We start from the raw sequence: 18,483 nt of genomic DNA, 5'->3' as shown, positions 1-18,483 counted from the left end.
TTATCTCTGCGAGGCAATCCAGGCGTCGACCCGTTCCTCGAGCACATCGAGCGGAACAGGTCCCGACTTGAGCACGGTGTCATGGAAACCGCGCACGTCGAATTTCTTGCCCAGTGCTTTCTGCGCCTTGTCTCGCAGCTCGCTGATTTTCAGGCGACCGACCATATAGGCGGTCGCCTGTCCCGGATAGACGATGTAGCGCTCGATGGCCTTCACGATCCCGCCGGGGGCGTCGGCTGAATTATCCTCGACATATTTAATCGCCTGTTCGCGGGTCCAGCGCTTGTGGTGAATGCCCGAATCGACGACCAGCCGGATGGCACGATGCAGTTCCAGTTGCAGTCGCCCGAAATCGCGGGCCGGATCGGTGTAGAGCCCCATATCCTTGGCGAGCTTCTCCGAATAAAGCCCCCAGCCCTCTGAATAGGCGGTGACGCCGCCAAATTGGCGGAATGCGGGGACGTCTTTCAGCTCTGTCTGGATGGCACGCTGCAGATGGTGGCCCGGCACACCTTCATGGTAGAACAGCGCATCGACCTCGGTCAGCGGCATGTCTGACATGCGATAGAGATTGGCATAATAAGTGCCGGGCCGCGATCCATCGGGTGCCGGGCTCTGGTAGAATGCCTTGCCAGCCGATTTCTCGCGGAATTCCTCAACGCGTTTCACCACCAGCGGGGCTTGCGGAAGAACGCCAAACCATTGCGGCAGCAGCGGCTTGATCTTGTCATAGGCCTTTTGCGTTTCGGCAAGATACAGTGCCCGACCCTCATCGCTTTCGGGCGCATAGAATTTCTTGTCCTCACGCATATATTTGAAGAAGGCCTGCAAATTGCCCTTGAAGCCCATTTTCTTGCGGATCACGTCCATCTCGCGATGGATGCGCGCAACCTGGGAAAGGCCAAGATCGTGGATCTGGTCAGGCGTCATGTCGGTGGTGGTGTAGTTGGCCAACCGCTCCGCATAATAGGCCGCACCGTCCTTGAACCGCCATACGCCGTCGTCCGTGCTCGCCACCTTTTCCTGCGCCGACATTTCAGTAATCAGCGATTCATAGGCCGGCTTCACACCTTTCAGCAGCGCCTGCGATGCTTCTTCAATCAGCAACTGCTTCTCGACATCGCTGATCTTCAATTTGCCGACCTTAGCCTTGAAATCAGCGAAGAGCGGCGCGTCGGCTCCATCGGTGAAGGGAGCGCCGGTGATCACATTGCGGGCATCGCTGATGACATAGGGGAAAACCCATTTGGGCGGCATCACGCCTTTGGCCGCCCGTTCCTTCGACGTAGCGATCGCCTGCGTCATCACGGTACCGATACCATAGAGCCGGTTGATATAGGCGCGCGCATCGGCCTTGCTATCGATCCGGTGAATGTTGATCAGGAAGGCGGGAATCTGGCTTTGCGCCCCGTTCATCTGGTCGAACACATAATCATTGTGACTGAACTGGAAGGCAGCAATTGAGCGTTCCGCCTGCTTTTCGAACAAACGGTATGAAAGGCGGTTTTCAGGGCTCAGCTTATCCGGGTCAAAACGGGTTCTGAGTTCCTTCAAAGCAGCTTGAACAGCGTCATGATCTCTTGCTTCCGCGGCTTCGCTATAATCATCCCAGCGGCCATAATCGGCATCCTTGATCCCGCGATAGGATTTGCCAAGCGGTGATCGGGCCAGCCTTTCCTTATCCTGCTCGTCAAAAAAGGCTTTCAGCGCTGAATTCTGGTCAACTTCAGCCGTGGTGGCGGCAGGGGCAGCCTGCGCCATGGCAGGTGCACCAACCAATGGCACGGAAAGCGCCAAGGCAATTGCAGTAAGGGCAGTGGTTTTGATGCGCATCGAAAGCTCTCCAGAATGTTTCTGGCTCGATGCTCTAACAGCGGCACGCGCAAGGTGAAGCGTGAAAACACGCCCTTTGTCGAAGCAGCAGCCTTATTGGTCGAAGCTGGGCGTCAGCCGCTGTTGCGCAGCGCGGTTGCTATTGCGTTGATGGTGAGCTGGATACCCTCTGCGATGCGCGGGTCATCTTCGCCAGCGCGATGGCGTTTCATCAATTCGATCTGCAAATGGTTGAGCGGCTCGATATAGGGCATGCGGAGCCGGATCGAGTTGTTGAGCGCCGGGCTTGCCTCGAGCAGCGCCGATTGAGCGGTTGCCTCCAACAGGCCGTCATGCGCCGCGTTCCAGCCCGACTGGATTGCACCGAAAAGCTGCTTGGACAGCGCCTGATCCTCTACCAGCGTGGCATAATGGGCTGCGATTTCCATGTCGGATTTGGCGAGCACCATTTCCATATTGGCGAGGATGGTTTGGAAAAATGGCCAGCTTTGCGCCATTGCCTTGAGCAAGCCCTTATCCTCGAACGCGGCCAGTGCCTGACCCGCACCGAACCAGCCGGGCAGCATCACGCGCGCCTGGGCCCAGCTGAACACCCATGGAATGGCGCGCAGATCTTCGATCCGATCATTGGCTTTGCGGCTCGAAGGGCGCGAGCCGATCTTGAGCGTGGCGATTTCCGAGATTGGCGTCATCTGGCGGAAGAAGGTGGTGAAGCCCTGCGTTTCGTAAACCAGACCGCGATAGGCCGCGAATGCGGTCGCGGACAGTTCGTCCATCGCTGCCGAGAAGCGGGCTGCATCGGCTGCCGCAACCGGATCAGGCTCAAGCGAAGCCAGCAACGTCGCCGAAGCGATCGTTTCCAGATTGGCAACGGCATTGTCCACCGTGCCATATTTGGCGGCGATGACTTCGCCCTGTTCGGTGATGCGGATACGGCCATTGACGGTGCCACGCGGCTGCGCCTGGATTGCGCCGAATGCGGAACCGCCCCCGCGCCCGACCGCGCCGCCACGGCCATGGAAAAGCTGCATCGTGACGCCTGAAGCTTCAAATACCGGTGCCAGCGCCAGTGAAGCTTGGTTGAGTCCCCAGGTGGAAGTCAGGTAGCCGCCATCCTTGTTCGAATCCGAATAGCCGATCATCACTTCCTGATGCCCACGCGCATGGGCCAGAGCCTTCATCGCGGGCAGCGCAAAAAATGCCGCCATGATGTCAGGCGCGGCTTCAAGGTCGCCGATGGTTTCGAACAGCGGAACCACCATGATCGGCGCAACGGGCGTTCCGTCGGATTCGATGCGATAGAGCCCTGCCTCCTTCAGCAGCACATAGACCTCGAGCAAGTCCGACAAGCTGGTCGTCTTGCTGATGATATAAGTGGTGATTGCGCCGTGCCCGAAGGTTTCGAGCGCATGGGCGGCGGCATGGACGATGGCAAGTTCGCCCGATGCTTCTTCGTCCAGGGCGGTCGCGGCTCCGCCGAGTGGCCGGTTGTGCGACAATTCCTGCGACAGCAGGGCAACCCGGGCTGCTTCGTCCATTTCCAAGTAAGCCGGCGCCACGCCAGCCTCGCGCAGCAATTCGGCAACAACGCGCTCATGAACATCGCTATTCTGGCGCAGGTCGAGCGTTGCGAGGTGGAAACCGAATGTCTCGACCGCGCGTATCAACCGGCCGAGAGCGCCTCCGCTCGACAAGGCACCCTGGCCTTCAGAAGCGAGCGCAGAGGCGATGGTAACAAGGTCGCGGCGAAAGCTTTCGGGTGATGCGTAGGGTTGGCCAGATAAACGCGACGGGCGCGGTGGCGCCTCGCCGACAAGCTGCGCGTATGTCGCGCACAGGCGGGCATAGATGCCCGAAAGTGCGCGGCGATATGGTTCGTCGACACGGCTGGGCGCGGCATCGCCGCTGGCGTCGGCAAGATCCAGCACGGCTTGCGGAACATGGGCCAGTTCGGAAGAGATGGAAATCTCTGCACCCAGCGAATGGACGCTGTCGAGATAATGCTTGAGCGCTGTTCCCGCGCCGCGCGTCAGGGCATGATCAAGCGTTTGCGCGTTGACAAACGGGTTACCGTCACGATCACCACCGATCCAGCTTCCCAGCCGCAGGAAGGATGGCGGGCGATGGCCCAGTTCATGCTCCCAGCGCGCGTACAGCTTTGGCAATGCGACGAGGAACACTTCCTCCATATAAGCGCGAGCATTTTCGATCTCGTCCGCAACCACCAGCTTTTCGCGGCGCAATGGGCGGGTCTGCCAGAGTAGGGCGATCTGGCGCTGTATGGCATCCTCGACGCGATCGCCGGCGTCGGTCACATCCTGCCCCGCATCGCGCAGCCGCATCAACGCAGCTATGCGGTTTTTGTGGTCGATCATGCTCTTGCGGCGCACTTCGGTCGGGTGCGCGGTCAGCACGGGGACGATCAGGCTCTGGCCCAGCAGTTCGCCAACCTTCTCGGCACCGATCCCCTCGGCCTGCAATCTAGCCACCGCTTCAGAAAGGGTCGCGCTGCCATCCTGGGTATGCGACTGCCGGTCTTCGGCAAGGTTGGCCAGCAGCGAAAACAGCATGAAGCCACGGACAAAGGCAACGGTATCGTCAAGATTCAGCGCTTCCAGCCCGGTGTCGACCTGGCCGCCGACGCCGCGGTGGCGATCAACGCTCGCCGCGCGGATATATTCGGTCTGCCGGAACAGCTTTTCACCGCCATAGGCGCGAATGACATCGCCCAGCATCCTGCCAAGAAAGCGGATATCCGGATTTTGCTGGATGGGTTGGGGCGCCGTTCGGTTCATGGGCTGGACGATTGCGAGCGCTTCGCCCCCGGGTCAAGCGGCATAGCTATGCAAAGATGGCCGCTGTGCGTGCGTTTAGCCCGGAAGGTTGCTCAACTCGACGATCGTGCGGGTTTGCGCATCGACATCCTTGCGCACTGCCTCTTGATAGGGGGCTGCCAGACGGATGATGCCTTCGTCCGCTCCTTTGTCGCGCTCTGCGGCAATCAACCGATCAATTTCGGCTAGCGCCGACAGCGAATCCGAACGCAATTTTTCAAGCCTGGAAATTTCCATATGCGCAACGACCCAGCCTTCGCTTCCTTCGGCAGCGCTGGAGCCGAGCAGTACTGCCTGGCGGGCTGCTGGCAGGGCATTGCGAAAGGCCGCGTCAGCAGCGTTGTGCCGATCGGTAAGCGCCTGCAATTGTGCGCGCAGCGAATCGGGCAGGCTGGTCGACAAAATTTCTGCCTCAGCAGGTGGCTCGACGATTGGAGCCTCGGTTTCATAGGGCCGCTTCGCCAGCGAAGGAAACTCACCCTCGGGAAGGGCGCATGCCCCCAATAACAGGCTGGAGCCCAGCAAAAGGCAGATAGTCTTGCGGTTGACGCGATGCATGCAGCAGGTTTAGGCGGCGCTGAACGTGCAGGCAAGCGCTGGCGCATCGATAGCCCGAAACCCGCCAAAAAAGCCGAAAGGCACGTTGACAAAGCCGACTCAATCGACTAGCTGCGCGCCTTCCAATGCGGGCCTTCGGGACTCGTGTTTCGTTGTTGCGCGTTGGAAAAGCCCAAAAAACGGGCGAAAAGCAGATATAAAGAGATTGAGACAAGCCATGTTCGCTATCGTGCGCACAGGCGGCAAGCAGTATCGCGTCGCCGCCGGAGACAAGATCGCAGTTGAAAAACTGCCTGGAAACGCTGGTGACACCGTGTCGCTGGACGATGTGTTGCTCGCGGGCGACGGTGGCGAGATCAAGGACGCCAAGGGTCTGGTCGTTTCGGCCGAGATCATTGCGCAGGAGCGTGGCGAAAAGGTCATCGTCTTCAAGAAGCGCCGTCGGCACAATTATCGCCGTAAGCAAGGTCATCGCCAGTCGCTGACGCTGCTGCGCATCACTGCCGTTGGTGGCGCCGCGCCGAAAAAGGCTGCTGCCCCCAAGGCTGAAAAGACCGAAGCTGCTGCTGAAGCAGCTCCCGCCAAAAAGGCTGCGCCGAAAAAGGCCGCTGCCAAAAAAGCCGAATAAGAATTCAGGAGTTTAGACCATGGCACATAAAAAAGCAGGTGGTTCCAGCCGTAACGGTCGCGACTCAGCAGGTCGTCGCCTTGGCGTGAAGAAGTTCGGCGGTCAGGAAGTGATCGGCGGCAATATTATCGTGCGTCAGCGCGGGACCAAAGTGTACCCGGGCGCTGGCGTTGGCATGGGCAAGGACCACACCCTCTTCGCACTCGTCGAAGGTCGCGTCCGATTCCACGCCGGCAAACTCGGCCGCAAATATGTGTCGGTAGACACTATGGCAGTGGCCGCAGAATAACATAGGACAACCATAACGGGTTGTCCGTCTGGACGACCCGGGGGGGTGGCGACACCTCCCATCGCGCAAGGGAGACGGGTCATCCGGCTCCCTTTTCTTTTTGCCCCATTCTCCCTGCACCTCGCCCCATCGGGCGTGAAAAGTTTCACAAGGCTGTCACTAAAACCTTCCAAGGGGCAGCCGTCTGGTCAGGAGAGAGCCAATGTTCGCAAGGACTGAAAGACTGTTGTTAAGACCCAGCTGGCCCGAAGATGCGGGCCCGCTGTACCGTGCGATTGCCGATGAAGGCATCGTGCGCAACCTCGCGCGTGCGCCTTGGCCCTATTCGCTCGAGGATGCGGTGCGCTTTGTCAGCAGCGAACAAGCCGAATTGTTCCCCAATTTCATTCTTTACAAGCGCACCGAGGGCGCCCCCGTCATCGTTGGCGCGTGTGGTATTGGCGAACATGGCGACGCTGCTGAACTCGGCTATTGGATCGCTCGCCCCTATTGGGGGCAGGGCTTTGCGAGCGAAGCCGGTCGCGCGGTTGTCGAGATCGCAAAGACCGTGGGCCACCGCAAACTGGTCGCATCGCACTTCGTCGATAATCCGGCATCGGGTGCCGTACTTCGTAAGCTGGGTTTCCGTTCCACGGGTCAGCGTGAGGAGCGTTTCAGCGCAGGGCGGGGCTATGCAGCAACGACGATCCTATACGAACAGGATCTTTGCTGCGACGACGATCAGACCCCGGAAGCAGCGTCGATTTGGGCGATGCGAAGCGGTTGTTTTGAAGGGCTGCGCGCCGCTTAAGCGGGGGCAATGACCTTTTCGCGAAGCGGCGGCGCGGTGTGCACGACATCGCCCGCTGCACCCTCGGTCACTAGCTTGATGGCCGCGAGCATATTCTCTCCACGCACCAAAAGCTCGCGGTCGTCAATGTGGTTCGGGTGGAAACCGGGACGGAAAAATTCCAGCCACGGGCCCATCACATTGCGCCCTATCGCACCCTTGGCAAATCCGTTGCGTATGCAGAGCCACCAAGCGGTCGGCTTTGCCAGCCCATCCTGATTGAGCAATTCGACCTGCCCGCGGGTGCGGTTGATGAAGAAACTGATCGACACGGCGAGGAGCAGCGCACTGCGCGTAAACCAGCGCCGTACGCCGCTCCACTCGCGGGTCGCAAACATCCAGACGTCAAAGGCGACAGCCTTATGCTCCACCTCTTCGATTGCGTGCCAGAGCCATAGCTTGCGCAGTTCGAGGTCGGTGCCTTCGAGATGTTTGCGATTCTTGAGAATTTCTGCCGCGACAATTGCGGTCAGGTGCTCGATGCACATGGTGGCACCAAGCTTGGTGACTTCGCCACATCCTGAAAAGAAGGATACGAATTGCTTGATCGCGCGATCAAGCGCGTCGATGTCATAGCCTGCTTCGATAATCGCTTTGTTGAAGCCGACATGTTCGCGGCTGTGCGCGGCTTCCTGTTCGATAAAGGTCGCTATGTCGCGTTGCAATTGCCCGTCGGTTCGATTGCGCCAAGGGTGCAATGCTTCGATCATGAACGCTTCGCCGCGCGGGAACACTACTGATAGCGCGTTGAGGAATGCGGTAGCGAACATGTCGTCGCGTACCCAATGGCGTCGATTCAGCTGGGCCTTGCTGCCCCGAAATGCGCGCACATGCATGCGCTGCGCTGCGTTCCTGACGGCGGGCGCGGGCGCCCTGCTTGAAATGCTCGCGATATCCATGCCCGACCGATTAACGGCAGCAGGATAAATAGTTGTAAATTGCTATGGTTAACAACCGTAAAGAAATGGCGATTTTGCAATATCACCAAAGGTTTGCGGCGTTAACGCGGCATCATGATGATTGCAGGTTTTCCGCCTCATAACGGGCAATCAGGTGCTTCTCGTCGGCGTTCCAGGGATGGAAACCCGGCAGGAAATAGGCCGCCCAAGCGCCCAATATCTTGCGGAACATGCCCGGATTGCCAAAGGCATACCACAATATGCCACGCTTGGCGCGCCAACCGGTTATGCCATCCTGTTCGAGAAGGTTGAGCATGCCCTTGATGCGTTCGGGAATGAAGCGCGTGGTGATCACCAGCATCATCAGTGATTTCAGTTTCCAACGGCGATACCGGCTCCAGCCTCGCGTTGCATGCAGCCATGTGTCATAGGCAACGGCCTTGTGCTCAATCTCTTCGACTGCATGCCAGCGCCACAATGCGGCAGCTTCTGCATCAGCTCCTTGCAAATGCTTTGGATTTTCGAGCAGCTCGCGGGCAAGGATGGCGGTGAAATGTTCGAGCGCCATGGTCGCGGCCAGGTTGACGATTGCCGGGCGCGTCTTGATCAGTTCAAGGACATGGTCGACCTGCGCATCTAGGAAGCTGACATCATAGCCCGCATCGGTTACGCGGCGATTGAACGCCACATGTTCGCGCGTGTGCATCACTTCCTGCATGGTAAAGGCGCGGATTTCCTTTGCCAATTTCGGCGGTGCGCCCTCGCGGAATGCCTTCACACTTTCGATGAAAAAGGCCTCACCTTTCGGGAAAGTGGTCGACAGCGCGTTGAAAAAGGCGGTCGCGAAGGGGTTGCCATTGTTCCACCAACGACCCTGTACATGGCCTTCGCCACGTCCGAAACGCCGGTCGCGCGGCGTGATGACCAGATCCGGCGGCGTCGGGGCCGCTTTTTGCACAGCTATTTCGGTATCAATCTTGACAGGAGCGTTCACGAGTTGTCCCTTGTTAGTGGGGAATAGGGATATAGCTGGGTATTTAAGGTAATTAACACCGATGTCAATTGTGAAGTTCCCGACAAAGGGTGAAGCGGTCGCACGCAAACGTTTGTCACCAGAAGCCAGCCGTCTGGCTGCGCTGGAGGCTGCGCGCGATATTCTGGTTGAAGCAGGCCCGCAGGCCGTCACGCTAAAGGCTGTCGCCGCGCGCATCGGGCGCACGCATGCCAATTTGTTGCACCATTTCGGCTCGGCTTCGGGCCTGCAACGCGATTTGGCGGCTTATCATGCGGAGTCGATCTGTTCCGATATTGGTGAACAGATCCACCGTTTCCGCGGAGGCGATATCGGCCCGCGCGATCTGGTCGACATGATTTTCGACCATTTCGATAAAGCGGGTGCTGGAGCCCTTGCCGCTTGGATGCTGCTCAGCGGTAATGAGGATGCGCTCAACCCTGTGGTGGAAGCGATCCATCGGTTGGTCGATGAAGTGGGTGAAGGCGGCCATGAAGATGGCAATCTGCACAAGCTGACGATGGAACTGGTGCTCTTGGCACTGGGCGACTCGCTGCTTGGCGGTCCGCTGTCCATGTCGCTGGGGCTCGATCGCGGGGCCGGCCGTGAAATTGCCGCCGAGCGTTTGGCCCAATCCTTTGCTGCCTGGCAAGCAAGGCAGCAGTAATAAAGCTCAGAGAATCAGGCGGCGCGGCGCATCGTCTGGTTAAGCCATGCACGCGCAGCTTTTTGTGCATCTGCTATTTCGCGCGCAGTCATCTCGTCGGAAATCTCGGCTCGGCAATAAACGGCCTCTTCATTTCCGTTGAGTGCGGCGAGATTGAACCATTTATGCGCCTCGATCAGGTCGACATCGACGCCGCCGCTGCCGGTTGAAAAAGCCACGCCCAGGTCAAACAGGGCCTGCGCATTGCCACGGGCTGCATCCGCCAGTCGGCTCTCCATAAGAAAGGTCGCACTTTTCAGGCTGTTGGCCATGATGAATTCCCCTCAGTTGCTAGGGGAGTGTTCGCCCGAACATGGATAATAAATAGTTAACGCCGAACGAAGTTTTTTAATCCGCGCTGGAGAAACTCATTCTACGGCAAGATTGTCGATTAATCGGGTCTTGCCGATTTTCGCGGCTGCCAGCAATCGAGCCGGTCGTCCGGTCAATGCCGTAACAGGTTGCAGCGTTTGGGCGTCGGCCAAGGCAAAATAATCCACATTGGAGAAACCGGCAGCCAAAATATCGTCGGTCGCCGTTGCCAAGATCAATTCGATATGCCCCCCTGCCAATATGGAATCACGTGCCTTTTGCAGCGCTTGTGGCAAGGCCAGTGCGGCCGCGCGTTCCTGCGCCGAGAGATAGGCATTGCGTGAAGAGAGCGCGAGGCCGTCGCTATCGCGCACAATGGGCACACCGACTATTTCGACATTGATATCCAGATCGCGGACGAACTGGCGGATTACGGCAAGCTGCTGGAAATCCTTTTCGCCAAAGCAGGCGAGATCGGGTTCAACCTGGTTGAACAATTTGGTGACCACCAAAGCGACGCCATCGAAATGTCCCGGACGTGCGCCACCGCAATAGCCGCTGCTCGGTCCGGCGACATGAACTTTGGTGGCGAAACCTTCGGGATAGACCTCGCTCACTGGCGGGGCCCAAAGCAGGTCGACCCCAGCCGCCCGCAATTTTGCCGAATCCTCTTCAAGCATGCGGGGATAGGCGTCGAGATCCTCATTCGGGCCGAATTGGGTGGGATTGACGAAAATCGATACCGCCACCGCGTCCGCACGCCGCTTGGCCTCTTCCACCAGTTCTAAATGCCCGGCGTGGAGTGCGCCCATTGTGGGTACCAGCGCAAGCGACTTATCCGCAGCTTTTATGGCGCGGGTGGCGGCGCGGAGTGCGGACAGGCTATTGATGGTTTGCACGTAATTTGGGCCTTGGTTATGGCAGGTGAGCGCATACAGCGCGGCACATCGCGCTGCGCAAGACGAATTTCGGTATCAGGGGCAAAAAGGGCACATGGCCAAGGCACATCATATTGTATTTGCGAATGAAAAGGGCGGCACTGGAAAGTCCACCACTGCCATTCATGTCGCCATCGGGCTTGCCTCGCGCGGTGCCCGGGTCGCCTGCCTCGATCTCGATTCGCGCCAACGCACGCTTTTCCGCTATCTGGAAAACCGGCGTGACACCATGGCGCGCCGCGATATTCAACTGCCCCTGCCGGTATTCGATGTCTTCGAACAGGAATCGCAGGCGCGGCTCGAAGAGCAGATCGCCCGGCTGGAAGCGGACAGCGATTTCCTGATCTTTGATACGCCGGGTCGCGACGATCCCTATGCGCGCTTTGTTGCCACGCGCGCCAACACGCTGGTCACCCCGATCAATGACAGCTTCATTGATTTCGATCTGATGGGCCGTGTCGATGCCGAAAATTTCAAGGTGAAGAAGCTCAGTTTCTACGCTGAATTGATGTGGGAAGCGCGCATGGCGCGCGCCCGCGCCGATGGCACAACGATTGACTGGGTGGTGCTTCGCAACCGCCTGCATAATATGGAAGCGCGCAACCAGCAACGTATGACCGACGCTATTGCAGAGCTTTCCAAACGCGCGGGATTCCGAGTGGTGCCGGGTCTCAACGAACGCGTCATCTATCGCGAACTTTTCCCGTCGGGGCTCACACTGGTCGACAAGGGGCATTTGGGCAATTTGGGTACCGCGCATGTCGTGGCGCGGCAGGAATTGCGTGAGTTGGTCTCTGCTCTCGCGCTCCCCGAATTTTCACAGCCGCAGCTCGTCTGATGGCATTACTCCTCCTTCTTGTAGCGGCTGGCATTGGCTGGGGGCTGTGGTCGGGGAAGTTGATGCCCAAGCAATTATTGCCGTTGGCGCTGGTAATCGCCGGGGCTGTGCTGTCCTTGCGCGGTGCCTGGCTGCTAGGGCTGCCGGCTATCGGGGTCGGCATATTCTGGTTTCGCGGGATGACCTTGCGGCTATCGAAACTGCGCAAGATCCCCAGCAACGAATATGAACTTGCGGCCGCGCGCTGGATGCTGGGCGTGTCTCCAGAAGATGGTGCTGAAAAGATCAAGGAACGGCACAAGGAATTGGTCGCGAAACAAGATTCCGCAAGTGGCGACGAAGAAGAGCGCAAACGTAAATTGAATGAAGCGCGTGACCTTTTGCTTGATGATTTGAAACGAAAAAAGCGTTAGGCGCGTTTCCGAACATTCAAAAACTTCGGAGTTCTCCCCCATGTCGCACAAATTCCATCCCACTTCGCTGCGTGAATATGACATTCGTGGGATCATTGGAGAAACGTTGGGAGCAGAGGACGCTTATGCCATTGGCCGCGGCTTTTCGACATTGCTTGGCCGGGCAGGCGGCAAAAAGGTGGCAGTGGGCTATGACGGCCGCACCAGTTCTCCAATGCTCGAAGAGGCTTTGATCCGCGGCATCAATGATAGCGGATTGGACGCAGTCTCGGTCGGCATGGGGCCGACGCCGATGCTATATTATGCCGAAGCCGTGCTCGAGGAGGTTGATGGCGGCATACAGATAACCGGCAGCCATAACCCCGCCAACTATAATGGCTTCAAGATGGTCTTCCAGGGACGTCCCTTCTTCAGCGCGGATATCCAGACGCTCGGCACGATGGCCGCGGCGGGTGATTGGGCCGAAGGAACCGGCAGCGCTTCCACGCTCGATATTATGGACCAATATGTCGCGCGCATTGCCGAGGCCGCGCCCGATAAGCCGTTCCGGATCGGTTGGGATACTGGCAATGGTGCCGCTGGCCCGGTGGTCGAGCGGCTCGTGAAGCTGCTTCCGGGTGAGCATTACACGCTGTTTACAGAAGTTGATGGCAAATTTCCAAATCATCATCCCGATCCTACCGAGGAGAAGAACCTCGCTGACCTGAAGGCGCTTGTCGCGGAAAAGCAGCTCGATTTCGGATTGGCTTTTGACGGCGATGGCGATCGTATCGGCGCGATTGACGGGCAGGGACGGGTGATTTGGGGCGACCAGTTGCTGCAAATCTTCGCCGAAGATGTGCTTGCCGATGTTCCGGGGGCCACGATTATCGCCGACGTTAAGGCGTCACAGGCGCTGTATGACCGGATCGCGGAGCTCGGCGGCCAGCCTTTGATGTGGAAGACCGGGCACAGCCTCATCAAGTCCAAAATGAAAGAGGTTTCCTCTCCGCTAGCGGGCGAGATGAGCGGGCACATCTTCTTCAAGCATGATTATTACGGCTTCGACGATGCGATCTATGCCGGCTTGCGGCTGATGCGCGCCTCGGCGCAGCTGGGCAAAAGCGTCACCGAATTGCGCTCCGCCATGCCCGAGATGATCAACACCCCCGAAATGCGTTTCCAGGTCGATGAAAGCCGCAAATTCGCGGTGATTGACGAAGTTCTGGCCCGGCTTTCGGCGGAAGGCGCGGACGTGAACGCCACCGATGGCGCACGCGTGAATACCGCCGATGGCTGGTGGCTGCTGCGCGCCTCAAACACACAGGACGTGCTGGTTGCACGCGCTGAGGCTTCGTCAGAGGCGGGGCTTGAGCGGCTGATGGCACAAATCGACGCGCAACTCGCGGCAAGCGGGCTGGAACGTGGGGAAAATGTCGGGCATTAAGCCCAGGTGACTTTACCCCCCATCATCAACGATTGGTTCGCCTCTCGTGGCTGGGCGCCGCGGCGGCACCAGTTGGAGATGGTTGAGGCTGCGGCAGAGGGGCGGCATGCGTTGCTGGTCGCGGCAACGGGTGCGGGTAAGACGCTGTCGGGCTTTCTTCCGACCTTGGCCGAACTCATCGCCGACCCCGATTTTGACGGGCTTCACACGCTCTATATTTCCCCGCTAAAGGCGCTCGCGGTCGATGTGCGGCGCAACCTCCTCATGCCGGTCGAGGAGATGGGGCTGCCGATCCGCATCGAGACCCGCACGGGCGATACGCCGTCGGAGCGAAAGGCGCGGCAGCGGGTGCGTCCACCGCATATCCTGCTGACCACGCCGGAGTCATTGTCGCTGCTGCTCAGCCATGAAGACAGCCTTTTGCTGTTCGCTGGACTCAAGCGTGTAATCATCGATGAGGTCCACGCCTTCGCTAATTCAAAGCGCGGCGATCTGTTGTCGCTCAGTCTGGCGCGGTTGCAAAAGCTGTCCCCCCAGATGCAGCGGGTCGGGCTATCGGCGACCATCTCCGATCCCGATGCCTATCGCGCCTGGCTCGCGCCCTATGGCGAGATTGATGCGGTGCGGCTGGTCGAGGGCGAACCCGCCGCTGACCCCGATCTTCAGATATTGCTTCCGGAAGGCCGCGTGCCATGGTTGGGGCATAGCGGGCAATATGCGGTGCCGCAGCTGATCGAGGAGATTGGCAGGAACCGCACAACGCTCATTTTCTGCAACACACGTTTCCTTGCAGAGTTTATTTTCCAGAAGCTTTGGGACGCGAACGATCCCAAATATCCGATCGGCATCCACCATGGCTCGCTATCGGTCGAGGCGCGGCGCAAGGTCGAAGGCGCGATGGCGGCGGGCGAGCTGAAGGCGCTGGTCTGCACAGCCTCGCTCGACTTGGGTGTCGATTGGGGAGATGTCGATTGCGTGATCCAGATGGGCGCACCGAAAGGTAGTTCGCGCCTGCTGCAGCGCATCGGCCGGTCGAACCACCGTCTGGACGTGCCCTCGAAGGCGCTGCTCGTCCCCGGCAATCGCTTCGAATATCTGGAGGCGCAGGCCGCGTTTGATGCGGTGGAGGAAGGCGTGCGAGATGGAGAGGTGTTTCGCCCCGGCGGTTATGATGTCCTCGCCCAGCATGTCATGGCCTGCGCTTGCGCCGCGCCGTTCAACGAGGCGGAGCTGCTCGACGAGGTGCGTTCGGCCATGCCCTATAGCGGGCTGGATGCCGCGACTTTCGGGCGCGTGATCGAATTTGTCGCTACCGGCGGCTATGCGCTGAAAGCTTACGACAAGTTCCGGAAACTGGTGCCGGACGGGAAGGGCAATTGGCGCCTGTCGCACCCCAAATTTGCGGCGCAGCACCGTTTCAATACCGGGATTATCGTCGATGCACCCATGCTCGACGTGCGCTTCAAAAATGGCCGCAGTCTCGGGCGAGTGGAGGAATATTTTGCAGCGCCCTTGCGCCCTGGCGACAGCTTCATCTTCGCGGGAATGGCGCTTGAGGTGGAGGCGATCCGCGATCTTGACCTGATCGTGCGGGCAGCAAAAAAGGCGGCGCAGATACCATCTTATATGGGCGCGAGAATGCCGCTCACCACGCATTTGGCTAGCCGCGTGCGTGCATTCCTGACCGACCGGGCCGGCTGGTCGCGCTTTCCCGATGATGTGCGCGAATGGCTGGAAATGCAGGATTGGCGCAGCGCATTGCCCGAACCGGGGCAACTGCTCGCAGAGACCTTCCCGCACGAAGACCGGTATTATCTGGTCGTCTATCCGTTCGAAGGCTGGAACGCGCACCAGTCGCTCGGCATGCTGGTGACCAAGCGGATGGAAATGCGCGGGCTCAAACCTATGGGCTTTGTCGCCAACGACTATGCGCTCGGCGTGTGGAGCCTCGAGGAGGTGACCGACCCTGCGTCCTTATTCTCGTCCGACATATTGGAGGTAGAATTTGTCGACTGGGTCGAGAACAGCTACCTTCTCAAACGCGCCTTCCGTGAAGTCGCGATCATCTCCGGCCTTGTCGAACGCCAGCATCCGGGCAAGCGCAAGTCGGGCAAGCAAGTCACCTTTTCGACCGACCTGATTTATGACGTGCTGCGCAAATATGAGCCTGGCCATTTGCTGCTCGAAGCGGCGTGGCATGATGCGCGCGCGCGGCTGACCGATGTAGGGCGGCTGGGCGACCTGCTCGACCGGGCCGAAGATACAATGCTGCATATCCGTCTCGACCGCGTCAGCCCGATGGCGGTGCCATTGATGGTTATGATCGGGCGCGAAAGCGTGGCGCAGGGTTCTGTTGATGATGCGTTGCTGGTCGAAGCAGAGAGCCTCGCGGGCATCGCGATGACCCCCTGAATGTCGTTCGTCGAATAAATTGTGCGCCGCTTGTCGGTTGCCTCATATCGGCGTAATATCTGACCAGAGGAGACGGGCCATGCGACACTGGCTGGTATTTTCATTGGCGACGTTGGGAACAGCGCCCTTGCTGGCGTTCGCAACCGGTCAGGATGCGGCACCATCCCAGTCAGACGTGCCCATCATTCCGGAATTGTCGATCATCCAGCCGTTCGAAATCGACCGGACCGACCGGATGACAGTGCCGGTGCGCATCAACAACAGCGAGCCGGTGGATTTCATCGTCGATACCGGGGCCGAACGTACGGTGATATCAGGTGATCTGGCGCAACGCCTTGCACTCGAAGCTGGGCCCGAACTGCGGCTCGCCACGATCAGCGGGCCCACGACGGCACCATCTTTCTACATCGAGGAATTGACGCTCAAGTCGCACAAGGTGGAAGGGATCGAAGCCCCCGCGCTGGAGCGAAACAATCTGGGTGGCAATGGCCTGCTTGGTATCGACAGCCTGGAGGACAGCAAGGTCTTCCTCGATTTTCGCACACAGCATCTCGAGGTGCTTCCGTCGACCCGCCGACCCGGAAAACTCGAACAGGGCATGATTGTCGTCAGTGCAAAAAAGCGGGCCGGACGGATGATCCTTTCCAGCGCAGAGGTTGACGGGATCAAGGTCGACATCATCCTCGATACCGGCGCGCAGGCCAGCATGGGCAATTTCGCGCTGCGTGATCGTTTGCGTAAGAGGCACTTGCGCTTTGATTATATGCCGGTGAAGATGAAAAGCGTTACTGGCAAGGAATTGCACGGCGATTTCAGCCAGATCCGCGAAATCAGGATCGGCAATTTCAACGTTACGAACCTGCCGGTAACATTCACGCAGAATTATGCATTCGAAGCCTTGAACCTTAATGATCGGCCGGCAATCCTGTTCGGCATGGATGCGCTTAAGCTCTTTGACCGCGTAATCATCGATTTCGGAAGCCGTCGGGTCGCCTTTGATTTGCCGCGTGGCGCGAGGCGCGAAGCCGCTTCCCGGCTGGCATTGGCCAATCGTTAAGCAGCCTTGTCTGCCAGCGGTTTGCGCAGTTCGAGGCCGTGGCCAATCAGTTCGCGTTCGTCGAAGACGAAACAATCGCCTTGCCACTTGCTTTGCTCTGGCGGGACTTGCTCCAGATATTTGAGGATGCCGCCTTTAAGGTGATACACCTCATCAAAGCCTTGCGCGCGCACATAAGCGGTCGCCTTTTCGCAACGGATTCCGCCGGTGCAAAACATGGCGAATTTCGGCGTTTTCCCTTCGGCGCGCAATTTTTCCGCCTCGGCATCGAACCATGCAGGGAATTGGCGGAATGAAACCGTTTCGGGATTGATCGCCCCTTCGAACGTACCGGCCTGCACCTCGAAATCATTGCGCGTATCGATGACGATGGTGTCGGGATCGGAAATCAGCGCATTCCAATCGGCAGGATCGACATAATGGCCGACATCAGATCGCGGATCGATGCCTTCGACGCCCATGGTCACGATTTCGCGCTTCAACCGCACCTTCAATTTGCCGAACGGCATCGCCTCGGCGTTTGAATATTTGACTTCCATGGCGGCAAAGCCATCCCAGTTCCTGATATGGGCGACCAGTTCCTCCAGCGCTTCGCGGCTTCCGGCAACAGTGCCATTGATGCCTTCGCTGGCGAGCAGCAAGGTTCCCTTTATTCCGCGCGCTTCGCAAAATGCGAAAAGCGGGCCGCGCACTGCGGCAATGTCTGCAATCGGGGCGAAGTGATAAAGAGCGACAACCGAAATCATGGGCGGGCGCTTAGCGCAAAAGCGGCGGCTTGTCAGCCCGCGCTGCTTTGCGCATAGCGGCTGTCGTGACGGCAACAATCTCATTCGGTGGAAGCGAATTCATCCTCGCAGGCGAGGCGGCATTGTTCTGGCCAGCGCATTCGGCATTGCTTGTCGCCGACCTGCATCTCGAAAAGGCGTCTAGCTATGCGATGGCTGGGCAATTCCTGCCCCCTTATGACAGCCGAGCAACGCTCGAGGAACTCGCCAGCCTTTCGCGGAAATTCGGTGCCCAGGCGATTTATTGCCTGGGTGACAATTTCCATGACGATGGTGGTGAGGAGCGCTTGGAAGCCGCGGCAGCCAGCGTGTTGCGACGCTTGACCGCAAGCCATGATTGGCGCTGGATTGTCGGTAACCACGATCCGGGGATCGCCGCCAATTGGGGTGGTATCGTTCACGAAGAATTGTGCATCGATGGCATCATCCTGCGGCACGAGGCAGAGCCACGGTCTAACGGACCCGAAATCTCTGGCCATTTCCATCCCAAATTCCGCCAGCAAATCCGCGGCAGGTTGGTTTCGCGGCGTTGCTTCGTTCGCAGCCCGCAAAAACTCATCCTGCCGGCATTTGGTGCACTGACCGGCGGGCTTGATGCCGATGATCCAGTGATCAGCGCAGCATGTGCAGGAATGGCACTAGAGGCCATCGTACCAGCAGTGGGCAGGGCGCTCTGCTTCCCGCTAACGGCTTTATCAACCGCCCGATAACAAC

Annotated in this window: 18 protein-coding genes; 10 read left to right on the top strand and 8 right to left on the bottom strand. The window is 58.9% G+C overall.

Annotation, left to right across the window (positions count from 1 at the left end; genetic code table 11):
- The 3 genes from ACFSAG_RS13800 to ACFSAG_RS13790 all read right to left on the bottom strand — a co-directional run bounded on the left by ACFSAG_RS13800 (position 1) and on the right by ACFSAG_RS13790 (position 5,225).
- Positions 1 to 1,833 (bottom strand): DUF885 domain-containing protein, encoded by a 1,833-nt coding sequence (locus tag ACFSAG_RS13800; RefSeq protein WP_381515916.1) that lies wholly within the window; start codon positions 1,831 to 1,833, stop codon positions 1 to 3.
- 113 nt (positions 1,834 to 1,946) lie between these two features.
- Positions 1,947 to 4,628 (bottom strand): phosphoenolpyruvate carboxylase, encoded by a 2,682-nt coding sequence (gene ppc / locus ACFSAG_RS13795; RefSeq protein WP_381515913.1) that lies wholly within the window; start codon positions 4,626 to 4,628, stop codon positions 1,947 to 1,949.
- 75 nt (positions 4,629 to 4,703) lie between these two features.
- Positions 4,704 to 5,225 (bottom strand): hypothetical protein, encoded by a 522-nt coding sequence (locus ACFSAG_RS13790; protein ID WP_381515912.1) that lies wholly within the window; start codon positions 5,223 to 5,225, stop codon positions 4,704 to 4,706.
- A 217-nt stretch (positions 5,226 to 5,442) separates the two neighbouring features.
- Here ACFSAG_RS13790 and rplU point away from each other — a divergent pair, with 217 nt between their 5' ends.
- From rplU to ACFSAG_RS13775, 3 genes are all read left to right on the top strand, one after another.
- Positions 5,443 to 5,853 carry a 50S ribosomal protein L21 gene (gene rplU / locus ACFSAG_RS13785; protein ID WP_374612946.1) on the top strand — a complete coding sequence of 137 codons (411 nt, stop codon included), beginning with the start codon at positions 5,443 to 5,445 and terminating at the stop codon, positions 5,851 to 5,853.
- A 19-nt stretch (positions 5,854 to 5,872) separates the two neighbouring features.
- Complete coding sequence (gene rpmA, locus ACFSAG_RS13780) at positions 5,873 to 6,142, top strand: 50S ribosomal protein L27 (RefSeq protein WP_374612944.1); 270 nt, start codon at positions 5,873 to 5,875, stop codon at positions 6,140 to 6,142.
- 202 nt (positions 6,143 to 6,344) lie between these two features.
- The gene (locus ACFSAG_RS13775; RefSeq protein WP_381515908.1) at positions 6,345 to 6,932 is read left to right on the top strand and encodes a GNAT family N-acetyltransferase; all 588 of its coding nucleotides are present in this window, start codon (positions 6,345 to 6,347) and stop codon (positions 6,930 to 6,932) included.
- On the opposite strand, the gene ACFSAG_RS13770 is transcribed toward ACFSAG_RS13775, so the two are convergent.
- Together ACFSAG_RS13770 and ACFSAG_RS13765 are read right to left on the bottom strand one after the other, a co-directional pair.
- Positions 6,929 to 7,807 carry a metal-dependent hydrolase gene (locus tag ACFSAG_RS13770; protein WP_381516189.1) on the bottom strand — a complete coding sequence of 293 codons (879 nt, stop codon included), beginning with the start codon at positions 7,805 to 7,807 and terminating at the stop codon, positions 6,929 to 6,931. The genes ACFSAG_RS13775 and ACFSAG_RS13770 overlap by 4 nt on opposite strands.
- A 175-nt stretch (positions 7,808 to 7,982) precedes the next feature.
- A complete protein-coding gene (locus tag ACFSAG_RS13765; RefSeq protein ID WP_381515905.1) occupies positions 7,983 to 8,864 on the bottom strand; it encodes a metal-dependent hydrolase in 882 nt (293 codons plus the stop codon).
- 61 nt (positions 8,865 to 8,925) lie between these two features.
- On the opposite strand from ACFSAG_RS13765, the gene ACFSAG_RS13760 reads away from it, so the two are divergent.
- Positions 8,926 to 9,549: a TetR/AcrR family transcriptional regulator gene (locus ACFSAG_RS13760; protein WP_381515902.1), complete on the top strand. Its 624-nt coding sequence runs from the start codon at positions 8,926 to 8,928 to the stop codon at positions 9,547 to 9,549.
- 14 nt (positions 9,550 to 9,563) lie between these two features.
- On the opposite strand, the gene ACFSAG_RS13755 is transcribed toward ACFSAG_RS13760, so the two are convergent.
- Positions 9,564 to 9,860, bottom strand: coding sequence for an SEL1-like repeat protein (locus ACFSAG_RS13755; RefSeq protein ID WP_381515899.1), 297 nt, complete (start codon positions 9,858 to 9,860; stop codon positions 9,564 to 9,566).
- Between the two features lie 96 nt (positions 9,861 to 9,956).
- Positions 9,957 to 10,799, bottom strand: coding sequence for a pantoate--beta-alanine ligase (gene panC / locus ACFSAG_RS13750; RefSeq protein ID WP_381515896.1), 843 nt, complete (start codon positions 10,797 to 10,799; stop codon positions 9,957 to 9,959).
- A 94-nt stretch (positions 10,800 to 10,893) separates the two neighbouring features.
- On the opposite strand from panC, the gene ACFSAG_RS13745 reads away from it, so the two are divergent.
- The 5 genes from ACFSAG_RS13745 to ACFSAG_RS13725 all read left to right on the top strand — a co-directional run bounded on the left by ACFSAG_RS13745 (position 10,894) and on the right by ACFSAG_RS13725 (position 16,984).
- Positions 10,894 to 11,676: a division plane positioning ATPase MipZ gene (locus ACFSAG_RS13745; protein ID WP_374612929.1), complete on the top strand. Its 783-nt coding sequence runs from the start codon at positions 10,894 to 10,896 to the stop codon at positions 11,674 to 11,676.
- Positions 11,676 to 12,089 (top strand): J domain-containing protein, encoded by a 414-nt coding sequence (locus ACFSAG_RS13740; RefSeq protein WP_381515893.1) that lies wholly within the window; start codon positions 11,676 to 11,678, stop codon positions 12,087 to 12,089. The genes ACFSAG_RS13745 and ACFSAG_RS13740 overlap by 1 nt, the downstream gene beginning before the upstream one ends.
- Positions 12,090 to 12,129: 40 nt before the next feature.
- A complete protein-coding gene (pgmG, locus tag ACFSAG_RS13735; protein WP_381515890.1) occupies positions 12,130 to 13,515 on the top strand; it encodes a phosphoglucomutase/phosphomannomutase PgmG in 1,386 nt (461 codons plus the stop codon).
- Between the two features lie 6 nt (positions 13,516 to 13,521).
- Entirely contained in the window at positions 13,522 to 15,927 is a 2,406-nt protein-coding gene (locus ACFSAG_RS13730) for a ligase-associated DNA damage response DEXH box helicase (protein ID WP_381515887.1), read from the top strand.
- 79 nt (positions 15,928 to 16,006) lie between these two features.
- Positions 16,007 to 16,984 (top strand): retroviral-like aspartic protease family protein, encoded by a 978-nt coding sequence (locus ACFSAG_RS13725; protein WP_381515884.1) that lies wholly within the window; start codon positions 16,007 to 16,009, stop codon positions 16,982 to 16,984.
- Here ACFSAG_RS13725 and trhO read toward each other — a convergent pair.
- Positions 16,981 to 17,730, bottom strand: coding sequence for an oxygen-dependent tRNA uridine(34) hydroxylase TrhO (gene trhO / locus ACFSAG_RS13720; protein ID WP_381515881.1), 750 nt, complete (start codon positions 17,728 to 17,730; stop codon positions 16,981 to 16,983). The two genes, ACFSAG_RS13725 and trhO, sit on opposite strands and share 4 nt — an antisense overlap.
- 65 nt (positions 17,731 to 17,795) lie before the next feature.
- On the opposite strand from trhO, the gene pdeM reads away from it, so the two are divergent.
- A complete protein-coding gene (gene pdeM / locus ACFSAG_RS13715; protein WP_374612919.1) occupies positions 17,796 to 18,479 on the top strand; it encodes a ligase-associated DNA damage response endonuclease PdeM in 684 nt (227 codons plus the stop codon).
- Positions 18,480 to 18,483 lie beyond the last annotated feature (4 nt).

The sequence above is a fragment of the Sphingorhabdus buctiana genome (assembly GCF_042680825.1).
Taxonomy (GTDB): Bacteria; Pseudomonadota; Alphaproteobacteria; order Sphingomonadales; family Sphingomonadaceae; genus Sphingorhabdus_B; species Sphingorhabdus_B buctiana.
The sequence above is the reverse complement of the archived record's forward strand: the minus strand, read 5'-3'. Positions and strand labels throughout refer to the sequence as shown.